Below are 13,455 nucleotides of genomic sequence, written 5' to 3' on the forward strand. Positions count from 1 at the left end.
AGTTAAATTAACTGCCTTTAGTTGGCCTCCCAATGCCTTAACTTTTCGAGTTAAGGCATTTCTATATTTAACTAACAGCAGTCTTAGAATAAGCAAACGCATAATTAGCCAATTAGCGCATCCACACTTTGATATCTGCTAAACCATTAGCTTGTAATACACTCAGTTGTTGCTCAACATTGTTGGTTTGCTCAAATTCAAAGGCATCTAACTGTTCATCAAAGGTGATGTTTGCAATACCATCGCCACCGCGCTTTTTAACTTGATGTAGCGCGATATCCGCTAAGTTGACAGAGGTTTCCCAACCAATAACCTGACCACCTAATAATGGTAATGGGTAAAATGAAAAGCCAATCGATGCAGTCAAGTTTATACTGTCACCACTGGGCAACTTAAATGTGTGATCAGCAATTACTTTACACAGCTGTGCAACATAACTGTCGATTGCAGTGCGTTTAAAGTCACGTAGCAGTAACAAGAATTCATCACCACTCCAACGGGCAACATAATCGGATCCTTGCGTACGAGAGTTAAGCAATGCAGCCATTTGCTGCAAACAACTATCACCACCAATCGGTCCATAAGCGTCATTAATGCGGCTAAAATTATCAAAATTAATGATTAGCAACACCAAGGATTTTCCCTGCGCTTGTAATGATTGTGAGTTACGCTGAAAGTGCTCTATATCTTTTGGTAGTTGATCAAATAAGAAGCGACGACTTCTCAGCCCAGTAAGCTCATCTGAGTGACTCATAAGCTTTAGCTGTGAGTTAACTTGATTTAGCTTATCATTAGCTTGTCGCAGCTCCCCGGTGCGCTCCGTGATCAGACTTTCAAGCGCGGTTTGCTTACGGCGCTCTTGCTTTCTAAATACCCAAAACACTAAATAAAATAATAAAATAAAACTACCAGTGATCAACAACCGAAAATAAATTGTTTCATCAAACCGTCTTGGTACCACAAATGAATATTCCGTACGTTGCGCCTTCTGCCAGCCTTCACCTTGTCGTTTAGCCTCAAGTTGAAACAAAAATGCACCAGGCGGTAAATTGGTATAAATAGCTTCACGACGGGTATTAGCATAACGCCAATCGCTGTCTAAACCAGTTAAACGATAGCGAAACTCAATACTGGTCGGTGCATAATAGTCTATCGCTGTATATTTAAGGGTGATATCACGTTCATCGATTTCTAATTCAGGATTACGCCCTAATGCAGCTGTTGCAAGTTTACGTATCCCAGTATTTAAACTCTCAACCTTTGGCTGTAATGGTTTAACGCCAAACAGCTCAATATCCTTAGGGATCTCCACGACCCCCTGTAGGCTCGGATACCACATTGAATTACCTAACTCCGCCACAGCATCATGGCCAAGGCCGGTACAACACTGGCTGGCCTTACCGTCTAGTTGACGATCGTATGACGAAATAACCTGCTCTACTTTTAAGCTTTCAATATCGTTACTAAACTGCTCAACCGGCATTCGGTAGACACCTTTCATGGTACTAACCCATATGCGCTTGAGCTTTTCATCATAACGTAAACTAAAAATAGAACCGTAAGGTAAGCCATTGGTAGCATCTAACTGACGCCAATGCCCTTGTGTGCTTCGATAAAATAAACCATCATTTAATGAGCCGATTAATATACCAACTCCATCAATGTTTAAGATGCTTGTAACATAAGCACTTTCAAGACTCGTTTGATCGCCAATTTTTTCAATACCACGATCAGTAAAGTAGTAAGCGCCTTTGCTAGTGCCAATTAAACCAAAATTAGCTTCATCAACGACATAAGTAATAAACTTACTGCCTAAAAATGCGTTATAAGCAAATGGGGTTAAACCACCGTAACTAAGCCGATACATACCCCGGCCAGTACCAAGCCAAAAGCCTCCTTTGCTGGAGCGACTAATCGCAAACACCGGGTTATCTTTTAAAGCGCGTCCAGGGACAGTGAACAAGGTGTTGTTTTCATAAATATACACACCACGCCCAGTGGCGATATATAACCGTGAGCCATCAAACTGTAAATCATGCACGGCTGCACGTCCGTATTGATTACTTGGGATTTGATTGATAAAGTTTTTATCTAAATCAAAGTAGCCTACACCACTGCGGTTAGCGACCCACAATCTCCCATCGGGCGCTTGGCTAATGGCCATAACCGCTTCGGTCATTTGTGATATAGCTGAGTGACGTTCTATTCTGCCTTCGTGCGCAAGCCATAATCCTTCACTAAAACTCGCAAGCCAAATATTATTATCATTATCGCGATATAAATCAGCAAACCAAATACTTTGGTCAAGTTGGCTCGGTTCAACCCATTGCCAATCGCCGGAGTTGTCTCGAAACAGTAAGCGCCCATAGGTCGAAATCCACAGTGCTCCATTTGAGTCACTCATAAATTTATAAACCGCTGAGTTATTCGCATTGGGAAGTGGAAAAGGCCTTAACTCGTCATCTAAATCTAAAAAGTAAGCACCGAGCTCTGACGCTAAATATAAGTTTCCTTCCAGCCATGCTAAATCGTGAATAATCGTTTGTGCTAAACGCTCAGGTATCGATACCTTAGCAGTTAGTTCTAAGCGTAACTTTGCAAAATCAGAGGAGGAATTAGTTAACCGTAGCAAGTATCGTTCATTCACCAGCCAGATCCCTTCTGGCGATAATGCCAGCTGACTGACAGTACCAACAATCTGCTTTACTGAACTGGCACTCATCACAGGGACTAGTAAGTCATGCACTGCGCTGACATTGATCTGATTGCGAGATACAAAGTACAGGCCATTCGCTGCTATCCAAATACTGCCTTTCGCATCTTCGATAACATCGCGTACAGGGCCTTTTACACTAAACTCTTGCGCTGCCATAGTGGTGGGATCGATGACCACAATACCATCTTTAGTACCAATCCATAAATAGCCTTCGCTATCGACAAGTAATTTATTAATGCCGTTACTGGGTAAAAAATTACTATTTAAGGTATTGTAATTAGTGAATGTATTGCCATCAAAGCGACTGAGGCCAAACTGAGTTCCCAGCCACATATAGCCTTGCTTATCTTGCACGACACTTTTAAGTGACTGCGATGGTAAGCCATTTTGCATATTCCATTGTTTTACAACATAGTCGGTAATTGACGCCTTACTTGGCATACTGCAGAACAGCACAATAATAACCAATAAAAATCGCATCATAACGTCAATACCTCGTTGCAAAACTAAGGTTAAAAGGGCAAATAACCCATTTTAAACAATGCCTGAACACAAATTAAAGAAAATATACCAGCTAAAACATCATCCGCCATAATACCTACACCACCATGAACCCGCTTATCAAGAAAGCGAATAGGACCTGGTTTAGCGATATCAAAAAAACGAAATAACAAAAAACCCACTAACAAAGACTGCCAACTTAATGCAGCTCCGATCATGGTAATGTAAAATCCGGCAACTTCATCCCATACAATCGCGGGATGATCATGTACGCCCAGATCATCAGCGGTTTTGCCACATGCCCATATACCAAAAATACTAATAACCACCGCAAATACAATTTGTAACCACAGCGGGAAATACATAGTAGTAAAAATAAACGGTAGCGCAGCAAAGGTACCAAACGTACCCGGCGCTTTAGGCGCTAACCCTAAACCAAAGCCCAAACCAAAAAATTGATGAGGGCGCTTTAAATTAAATAATGCAGGTTTATTCAAACCGACTCCTTGGTGAAGTGTTCAAAACCAGCATCATCATATGCTAATTTTTCGCCATCGAGCATCAGCTCAACTTCGCCTTCACCACTTTTTATTTGTCCAATGCAGGCTGCATCTACACCATACTGGCGCAATTTCATTTCCAGCATACTTTTATTGCTATCAGGTACCGTAAATAACAACTCATAGTCATCGCCATAATTGAGGATAAACGGCAGTTGTTGATCTCGTTCTAAAGTAGCACGCAATGCATCCGAGGTTGGTATTTTATTCACATCAATACAAGCGCTAACTTGCGACAGAGCTAAAATATGTCCAAGATCTGCCAATAGACCATCTGAGATATCAATCGCTGATGATGCTAAACCGCGTAATACTTGCCCCGCAGCAACACGCGGAGTTGGGTAATCAAATCGTTGATTAACGTACCTTAAGTGCTCTGGAGCAATCTTAATATCTTGCTTACGAGCTTCAATCGCAAGCCCGGCATCACCTAGCGGCCCTGTAACATAAACCCAGTCACCTACTTTAGCACCGCTTCGGCGCAGTGCTTTACCTGCAGGCACTGTACCTTTAGCACAAATAGTAATTGTTAACGGCCCTTGCGTGGTATCGCCTCCAATGATTTGCACATTAAAATACTCTGCGATTTCATGCATGCCTTCGGTGAATTCTTCCAGCCACTCAACATCAATATTTGGCAACGTTAAAGCAACCGAAACCCACGTAGGCTCAGCCCCCATAGCAGCTAAATCACTTAAGTTTACGGCAAGAGCACGATGGCCTAATGCACGCGGATCGATGTCATCAAAAAAATGTACGCCTGCTACCAGTGTATCGGTGGTAATCGCTAACTGACAATTTTCAGGAACAGTAACCAATGCACAATCGTCACCAATCCCTAAATTAACATCGCGACGAGTTATGCCACGACCTTTAAAGTAGCGATTTATTAATTCAAATTCCTTCATACACAAAAAAGCCGGCCTATGCCGGCTCTCCTTTTACGGTCGCATTACTTACGTAAATGCTTTACCGCTTTATCAAGTACACCATTAACAAATTTATGGCTGTCTTCAGCGCCAAATATCTTAGCAAGCTCAATACCTTCGTTGATAGCAACCTTATAAGGTACATCTTCACGGAATTTCAGCTCATAGCTGCTTAAACGTAAAATAGCGCGTTCAACTTGGTCTAACTCGTTAAATGGACGAGTTAAATGTGGCGATACTGCTTCGTCTAGTTGCTTATGATTTATAGCAACACCACGCGAAAGATCTTTAAAGTATTCAACATCAATTTTAGTCACATCGTTTTCGATCAACATTTGTTGTTCGATATCGGCAATGGCATTGCCACTTAATTGCCAAGAATAAACGGCTTGAAGTGCTAAGATACGTGCTTTACGTCTTGCTGCTGGTTTCACAAAAATTCCTTAAACTTAAATTTTATCTAACACATTAACCATTTCAAGTGCGCCTAAAGCAGCTTCGCCGCCTTTGTTGCCCATCTTAGTGCCAGCGCGTTCAATCGCTTGCTCAATGCTTTCAGTGGTTAATACGCCAAATGCAATCGGGATATCATACTCAAGCGACACTTGCGCTAAGCCTTTATTTGATTCGCCAGCGACAAGATCAAAATGTGGTGTACCACCTCTGATCACAACGCCTAAAGCGATGATTGCATCATACTCTTTTTTTGCTGCAACGCGTTTCGCCGCTAAAGGTAATTCTACCGCACCTGGTACATAAACTACGGTAATATCATCATCAGATACACCACCAGTACGTTTTAATTCATCAACAGCACCAGCTAATAGGCTGCTACCAATAAAGTCATTAAAACGAGAAATAACGATAGCGAATTTCTTGCCAGGAGCGTATTTATTACCTTCAATAATTTTCATTCGATAACCCTAAAAAATAAGTTCAAGCGGTTGCGATTGCGCAAAAATTGCTGCGCATCATACCATATAAATAAAATAATAGCCTAGTTTAAGCGTTGTGCTTATTGTGGCTCTACGTAGTCAACCACTTCTAAGTGAAAGCCCGATAACGCATGGTACTTTTTAGGCAAGCTCATCAAACGCATTTTTTCAATGCCCAAGTCAGCTAAAATTTGTGACCCTACGCCTACGGTGCGTGAAGTACCTTGGAATTTACGATGCGCGACCGTCTCACCAGCATCTTCTGCAGCAAACGCTTTGACTGTCGCTTCTAGTTCTTCGGTGCATTCTTGCTTACCTAGAATAACTAACACACCTTGATGCTTTGCAATATAAGCCATGGCATCTGACAAGCCCCAGCTTCTATCGGCACTGCGATCAGATAACAAAATATCATTGAAGGTACTTTTTAAATGAACCCGTACTAAGGTTGGTTCATTCGTTTTAACCTCACCATTTAACAGCGCATAATGTAACTGGCCGTCAATGGTATCTTTATAAGTAACTAAATCAAACTCACCATGTACGGTTGGCAACTTACATTTTGCCACTTGCTCAATGGTGGTTTCATTCATGTTACGGTATTCAATTAAATCAGCAATAGTGCCAATTTTGATATTATGTTGCTCAGCAAATACTTCTAAATCAGGACGACGCGCCATGGTGCCATCAGCATTAAGAATTTCCACAATTACTGATGAAGGCTCTAAACCGGCTAAGCGGGCTAAATCACAACCGGCTTCAGTGTGACCGGCACGCGTTAATACGCCACCTGGTTGTGCCATAATAGGAAAGATATGCCCAGGTTGAACGATATCACTTGGTACAGCACCTTTGGCAATCGCAGCTTGCACAGTACGAGCGCGATCAGCAGCAGAAATCCCCGTAGTCACACCTTTCGATGCTTCAATCGACATCGTAAAGTTAGTCGAAAATGCCGCACCATTGTTTTTTACCATTAATGGTAAATCAAGTTGCTCACAGCGCTCTTGAGTCATTGTTAGGCAAATTAAACCACGACCATGAGTGGCCATAAAATTGATCGCTTCAGCACTAATGTGCTCGGCTGCGATAATTAAATCGCCTTCATTTTCTCTGTCTTCATCATCCATTAAAATAACCATTTTACCGGCTTTAATGTCATCAATAATTTCTTGTGCGCTGTGTAAATTCATAATCTGCTCGTGTAAGTTGTGGAGTGCGTTTATTTAATAAAACCGGCTTGGGCGAGTAAACTCATTGAAATATCTGAACTAGCTGGCTGCTCTGCCCCTTTGATCAAACGCTCTAAATAACGCGCGATTTGATCTACTTCTAAGTTCACTTGCGTGCCTACTTTAAAATCAGCAATAGTTGTTTGCTCACTAGTGTGCGGCACAATTGTCAGTTTAAATTTATTATCTGCTACTGCATTTACTGTTAGGCTAATACCATCAATGCATACCGAGCCTTTATAAGGAATATATTTCATTAGTTGTACATCGGTGCTTAACCAGTACTCAACGGCACGCGCATTAGGCGTAATTGCGGTAATAGTCGCGATGCCATCAACATGCCCTGAAACTAAGTGACCACCTAAACGAGATACTGGCTGCATGGCTTTCTCAAGGTTTACAGTTTGCCCTTGTTTATAGTGAGCAAATCCCGTTAAACTAATCGTCTCATTTGATAAGTCAGCGCTAAATCCATCACTGTGCTTGGCCACAACCGTTAAGCAAACCCCATTAGTTGCAATGCTATCGCCTAAATTTACATCGGCCATATCAAGGTTATTACTTTTAATGCGGATAGCTAAATCGCCTTGCTTTTGTTGTAACTCGCTAATAGTGCCCGTTGCTTCGATGATCCCAGTAAACATAGTGGTTACTCTTTAGTTATTTGGTTTAGATGAGGCTTTGCGTGGTGTCGCCGTGATACGAATATCGTCACCGATACACACACACTCATTAATTGATAAATTAACAACGTCCTGCATACTTGTCAGCTCTGTAAAGTTTAGTAAGCTTTTGCCGTCATTCCCTAACAACTTCGGCGCCAGATAAACAATATATTCATCAATTAAATTACATTCAGTCATTTGGCCCGCTAAGGTTGCCCCTGCCTCTAACCAAATATGATTAAACTGTTGCTGCGCTAGAAGTTTCATGGCAGCCACTAAATCAACTTTATTATTTTTTTCTGGTACTACAATATGGCTTACGTAATGAGGCCATTGCTGTGATTTATCAAGTTCAGTGGTAAGAATAATTACTTCACTGGCAATGCTAAATAATGCTAGCTCAGGTGTTAAACGATTTTGTGAATCAATAATAATACGTACAGGTTGGCGTACAGGTAATTGCGTTGGTAACGGCTCTGGCAGCTCATCAACACGAACATTGAGTTTTGCATTATCAACTAATACTGTGTCCGCACCGGTTAAAATAGCGCAGCTTTGTGCGCGCTGTAGTTGCACATCTTGGCGAGCCTTAGGGCCCGTTATCCACTTACTTTGACCGTTTTTAAGTGCCGTTTTACCATCAAGGCTTGCGGCCATTTTGCAGGTAATAAATGGCATACCTTGCTCCATGCGCTTTAAAAAGCCACGGTTTAACAGCCTTGCTTGTTGTTCTAACAAACCTGACGCAACCTCAATGCCCGCGTCCGCTAAAATAGCTAAACCTTTACCGGCCACCTGCGGATTTGGATCAACCATAGCAGCAATTACTTTTACCACGCCAGCAGCTTTTAAACCTTCGGCACACGGCGGTGTGCGACCAAAATGGCTACAAGGTTCAAGCGTGACATAAGCAGTTGCGCCAAAGGCTTGGCTACCCGCCATTGCTAATGCATTCACTTCAGCATGGCCTTGGCCGGCAACTTGATGAAAACCTTCACCAACAATAACGTCATTTTTTACTAATACACAGCCAACATTTGGGTTTGGGGTGGTAGTAAAGCGTCCTTGTTTGGCAAGCTCAATCGCTCGGGTCATATAAGAGAAATCTTGTTCGCTAAACTGATATTGGTTCATATCACTCTCCCAAACGGGCAATTTCTTCACCAAATTCACGAATATCTTCGAATGAACGGTATACCGATGCAAATCTGACGTAAGCGACTTTATCGAGTTTTTTCAGCGCTTCCATAATGCATTCGCCAATCAGGTGACTGGAAATCTCACGCTCGCCGGTGGCACGTAATTGCGATTTAATAATATTGACCACTTCATCAACTTGCTCGGTACTGACGGGGCGTTTTTCTAATGCACGGTGTAGACCATTAAGGAGTTTATCTTCATTGAAAGGTTCACGGCTACCGTCTTGTTTGATCACCCGAGGCATTACAAGTTCTGCGCCTTCAAAGGTAGTAAAGCGTTCATGACATTCATTGCATTCACGGCGTCGCCTTACTTGGTGACCACCTCCCACTAAACGCGAGTCAATCACTTTGGTATCTTTTGCGGTGCAAAATGGACAATGCATAGGTATCAGCTTCCGTTAAAAACAAAAAAGGCCGCTTTTAGGCGGCCTTTATAATAGCAAAAAACTAAGCTATTGTGATCTAAATTACTGTTTGTAACTCAATTAAGCGTAAACAGGTAATTTTTTACAGATAGCTTTAACTTTCTCTTTTACTTGTGCTTGTACTGACTCATCGTTGATGTTGTCTAGTACGTCACAGATCCAGCCAGCAAGCTCTTTAGACTCAGCTTCTTTAAAACCACGCCGTGTGATTGCCGGTGAACCAATACGTAAACCAGACGTTACAAACGGTGAACGTGGGTCATTTGGTACTGAGTTTTTATTTACGGTGATATTAGCATTACCTAAAGCCGCATCTGCGTCTTTACCAGTGATGTCTTTATCAATTAGATCAAGTAAGAACAAGTGGTTTTCTGTTTTATCAGATACGATCTTATAACCGCGCTCTTGCATTACTGCAACCATAGCTTTAGCATTTTTCACAACTTGAGTTTGGTATACTTTAAACTCTGGTTGTAATGCTTCTTTAAATGCCACTGCTTTGGCAGCGATAATGTGACATAAAGGACCACCTTGACCACCAGGGAATACTGCACTGTTAAGCTTTTTATAAATAGCTTCGTCGCCACAAGCAGAAATAATCAAACCACCACGAGGGCCGGCTAATGTCTTATGCGTAGTTGTAGTAACAACGTGTGCATGTGGTACTGGGCTTGGGTAAACACCAGCAGCAATAAGACCTGCAACGTGAGCCATATCAACAAACAAGTAAGCGCCTACTTTGTCAGCGATTTCACGGAATTTAGCCCAATCAACAATACCTGAGTATGCTGAGAAACCACCGATGATCATTTTTGGTTTGTGCTCAAGTGCAAGTGCTTCAACTTGTGCGTAATCAATCTCGCCAGTCGCTTCGTCAAGTCCGTATTGGATTGCGTTATAAAGCTTACCAGAGAAGCTTACATGTGATCCATGCGTTAAGTGACCACCATGAGCTAAGCTCATACCTAACACTGTATCGCCAGCATCTAATAAAGCTAAGAACACAGCAGCATTTGCTTGTGAACCTGCGTGAGGCTGAACGTTAGCATAATCTGAACCAAACAATTCATTTGCACGGTCAATCGCTAGTTGTTCAACCACGTCAACATGCTCACAACCACCGTAGTAACGCTTGCCCGGATAACCTTCAGCATATTTGTTTGTTAGCTGTGAACCCTGCGCTTCTAGTACGCGTGGGCTACAGTAGTTCTCAGATGCGATAAGCTCGATGTGTTCTTCTTGGCGAGCAGTCTCTTTAGTGATTGCTTCAAATAACTCTGGATCGAAATCCGAAATATTCATGCTACGTTCTAACATGGGGGCTCCTAGGGCAACGTGTATGGTATTTTGAAGGCTGAATTATACGCTGAAAACGTCAATTTGCCTATGGTGTAAAGATGAACATATTTAAACAGGGATTGAATTTAATTCACAGTGTTTTTGTAATGATATTTTTTTATTAAAGCATCAGAAATTTTAATGAATAAAAGCAAATAACATTTACATTATTTATACCTTAATCTGTTGCATTCGCGATTGTTTACACTATTATGATACCAATGTAATCATGGATGATGAACTAATTTACTATGCTAGCTAAACCTATCTACGAATCAATTCCTTATTGTTATATAATTGTTGGCGGACTTTGCATTTTACTTTTCAGCACTGTTTTACCAACAGCCATTGGTATTTTTTTATTCTTCAATGGTGCCAACATTTGGCGATTACGCTCAAATTCACGGCGTAAAGATCATAAAGTAAATCGCTTTAAAGTTAACAAACACTTTTATTATTATGAATTTAAACCATTTATTTTATTTATGTGCGGATTACTCCTAATCCATTGGGTAGCGAATGAATTAGTTATACTTGCAGGGATTATGATCTGCCTTATAGCCATTTTAATTTTTTGTTTACGAGTGCTAAACCGCCGTTCACGTTCAATAGTTTAATTTTCCATTACTGCTATTAAGTACAATTTAAAGCAATAAAAAACGACATTGCTTTCACATATGCCGTTTATTTTTAGTTTTACTGAGCGGGTAAAAACTAACCTAGTTTAGCTAATAATATTTCACGCAGGATATCGTAATCATCTGCGATATCTTCGGCTAAGCATGGTTTAGCTAATGCATCAGCTAGTGGTTTTGGCATTTCAAGTTCAATATTTAAAATCTCTTCAACACTTTCTTTAAACTTAGCCGGATGCGCTGTTGCCAGAAAAATACCAGCAGAATCAGTTGCTAAGTTAGCTTTTAGGCCCTGATAAGCAATCGCTGTATGTGGTTCAGCAACATAGCCTGTTTGATGAATTTTTTTCATCACTGCTTGGGTATCATTTTCATCAACACTAGTTGAATAAAAATCATCATAACTAAACCATTTGTTATCAAGCATGGTTTGTACACGTGGCCAATTATTAGGTTTACTCACATCCATGGCATTAGACAATGACTCGATTGTGGCATTAGGCGCCCAGTTTTTATCAAGGATAAAGCGCGGTACAGTGTCATTTTGATTGGTTGTAGCGCTAAGTTTAGCGACCGGTAAACCAATCACCGCACCGATCATCGCCGCACATACATTACCAAAGTTACCACTAGGTATTGAGATATGTGCTTTGGCGCGCTGCTCTTTTGGTAATTGCGCTATTGCTTCAAAGTAATAACATACTTGTGCAACAAGGCGACTTATATTGATAGAATTAGCTGAATTTAAACCTAAACGAGATTTAACTTCATCATCTAAAAAGGCATTTTTAACCATCGCTTGGCAATCATCAAAGCTACCATCTACAGCGTAGCAATGGATATTATTACCCAAAGTAGTAAACAATTTTTGCTGTGCTAATGAGATTTTACCTATTGGATACAGGATAACCACATCAATATTTGGCTTGTTATAGAACGCATGCGCAACAGCTGCCCCAGTGTCCCCTGAGGTTGCTGTGAGTATTGTGGTTTTTTCACCTTGGCTAAATTGTGCCAAGCACTCAGCCATAAAGCGACCGCCAAAGTCTTTGAATGCAAGCGTTGGCCCATGGAACAACTCTAAACAATAAATATTGTCTTCAACTTCAACTAATTTAACAGGAAAGTTAAAGGCATTTTGCACCATTTGTGCAACCGTATCAGCAGGTAATTCATCACCAATCAAATGCGATAAAATCTTACTGCTACGAGTAACAAAGTCCATATCGAGTAAACTATCAACATCAGCTAAAGGCGCGAGCGATTCAGGGAAAAATACTCCTTGATTACGTCCTAAACCTGTTTTAACCGCTTCAACAAACGACACTTTTTGAGAATCATCTTTTAAATTATGTAATTGCATTATTAGTTCCTTAAATTCTTATAGCTGACGCGTGCCGGCGTTATCGAGTTTACAAATGTGGCAGAAGCCTTGCTCATTAATATAGTTTTGTTCAAGCCACTGTGCGCATTGCTGTGCAGCTTCAAGCGTTTTGCACACGGTAAATAATGTAGGACCAGCACCTGAGATACTGACAATCTCAGCACCAAACTCTGGCAGCGCCGCTTTAGCTTCACTAAAACCGTTGATCAGTGGCGCACGATGCGGCTCCGCTATTTCATCACTCATGATGGAGAGTGCTTCATCAAATCGGCTAGTTAACAATAAAGTACTAAACGCTGATAAGCGCTGCGCAAATTCAACGCTCGCATGCATACTTAGCTGTTTTGGTAACACTGAACGCGCTTTAGCGGTATTAAGTGAAAAACCAGGAAAAGCCGCTACGTAATACCAACGCTCATCAACCGGTAAAGCAATTGATTTATTTGGAATTAAATCACCAGTAAGCTGCAAACCACCCAAGTAACACGGAGTGATATTGTCGTAATGACGACCGCCACTGACAATCGCTTCAAAATCAGCCATTAATTCAATTAACTGCACTTGGCTCAGTGCAGTACCTGCAAACTGATCCAGCGCCGCAAATGTGGCTACTACAGAGCAAGCACTTGAACCAAGACCCGAGCCAATTGGTAAGTTCTTTTTTAATTCCAGTTTAACGCTTGGCATGGTTGGCGCTACATGTTCACGAAAATGCACTAAACACTGATACGCTAAATTTTCACTGGCATCGCTTGGTAGTTTATCTGCGTAATCCCCAGAGCATATAAATTCGTCAAGCTCGCTAGAACTTACCGCAACAACATCACCTAATAACGTGCCATCAATAGGAGCAAGCGCAGCACCTAAGGCATCAAAACCAACTGCAAAATTACCGATTGAGGCTGGAGCATATACTTCGATCATTATACTCTC

Annotated in this window: 12 protein-coding genes; all 12 read right to left on the reverse strand. The window is 41.4% G+C overall.

Annotation, left to right across the window (positions count from 1 at the left end):
* Positions 1-112: 112 nt before the first annotated feature.
* Positions 113-3,199, reverse strand: coding sequence for a ligand-binding sensor domain-containing diguanylate cyclase (locus H5203_RS14215; protein ID WP_145241125.1), 3,087 nt, complete (start codon positions 3,197-3,199; stop codon positions 113-115).
* Between the two features lie 29 nt (positions 3,200-3,228).
* Entirely contained in the window at positions 3,229-3,714 is a 486-nt protein-coding gene (locus tag H5203_RS14220) for a phosphatidylglycerophosphatase A (protein ID WP_145241127.1), read from the reverse strand.
* Complete coding sequence (thiL, locus tag H5203_RS14225) at positions 3,711-4,685, reverse strand: thiamine-phosphate kinase (RefSeq protein WP_145241129.1); 975 nt, start codon at positions 4,683-4,685, stop codon at positions 3,711-3,713. Before thiL ends, H5203_RS14220 begins: the two co-directional genes overlap by 4 nt.
* A gap of 44 nt (positions 4,686-4,729) precedes the next feature.
* Positions 4,730-5,140, reverse strand: coding sequence for a transcription antitermination factor NusB (gene nusB, locus H5203_RS14230; RefSeq protein ID WP_145241131.1), 411 nt, complete (start codon positions 5,138-5,140; stop codon positions 4,730-4,732).
* 15 nt (positions 5,141-5,155) lie between these two features.
* On the reverse strand, positions 5,156-5,620 hold the full coding sequence (gene ribE, locus H5203_RS14235; protein WP_145241133.1) for a 6,7-dimethyl-8-ribityllumazine synthase: 465 nt from the start codon (positions 5,618-5,620) through the stop codon (positions 5,156-5,158).
* Positions 5,621-5,721: 101 nt separating this feature from the next.
* Positions 5,722-6,834, reverse strand: coding sequence for a bifunctional 3,4-dihydroxy-2-butanone-4-phosphate synthase/GTP cyclohydrolase II (ribBA, locus tag H5203_RS14240; RefSeq protein WP_145241135.1), 1,113 nt, complete (start codon positions 6,832-6,834; stop codon positions 5,722-5,724).
* Between the two features lie 29 nt (positions 6,835-6,863).
* Positions 6,864-7,517, reverse strand: a complete 654-nt coding sequence (locus H5203_RS14245) for a riboflavin synthase (RefSeq protein ID WP_145241136.1) — start codon at positions 7,515-7,517, stop codon at positions 6,864-6,866.
* Positions 7,518-7,529: 12 nt separating this feature from the next.
* Positions 7,530-8,672 (reverse strand): bifunctional diaminohydroxyphosphoribosylaminopyrimidine deaminase/5-amino-6-(5-phosphoribosylamino)uracil reductase RibD, encoded by a 1,143-nt coding sequence (gene ribD / locus H5203_RS14250; protein WP_145241138.1) that lies wholly within the window; start codon positions 8,670-8,672, stop codon positions 7,530-7,532.
* 1 nt (position 8,673) lies between these two features.
* Positions 8,674-9,123, reverse strand: a complete 450-nt coding sequence (gene nrdR, locus H5203_RS14255) for a transcriptional regulator NrdR (RefSeq protein ID WP_016708083.1) — start codon at positions 9,121-9,123, stop codon at positions 8,674-8,676.
* Positions 9,124-9,225: 102 nt separating this feature from the next.
* Positions 9,226-10,482 carry a serine hydroxymethyltransferase gene (gene glyA, locus H5203_RS14260; protein ID WP_145241140.1) on the reverse strand — a complete coding sequence of 419 codons (1,257 nt, stop codon included), beginning with the start codon at positions 10,480-10,482 and terminating at the stop codon, positions 9,226-9,228.
* A gap of 735 nt (positions 10,483-11,217) precedes the next feature.
* Complete coding sequence (thrC, locus tag H5203_RS14265) at positions 11,218-12,501, reverse strand: threonine synthase (RefSeq protein WP_145241142.1); 1,284 nt, start codon at positions 12,499-12,501, stop codon at positions 11,218-11,220.
* Between the two features lie 18 nt (positions 12,502-12,519).
* Positions 12,520-13,446 (reverse strand): homoserine kinase, encoded by a 927-nt coding sequence (gene thrB / locus H5203_RS14270; protein WP_145241144.1) that lies wholly within the window; start codon positions 13,444-13,446, stop codon positions 12,520-12,522.
* Between the last annotated feature and the right edge of the window lie 9 nt (positions 13,447-13,455).

This window comes from Pseudoalteromonas sp. SG41-1 (genome assembly GCF_014164575.1).
GTDB lineage: Bacteria > Pseudomonadota > Gammaproteobacteria > Enterobacterales > Alteromonadaceae > Pseudoalteromonas > Pseudoalteromonas rhizosphaerae.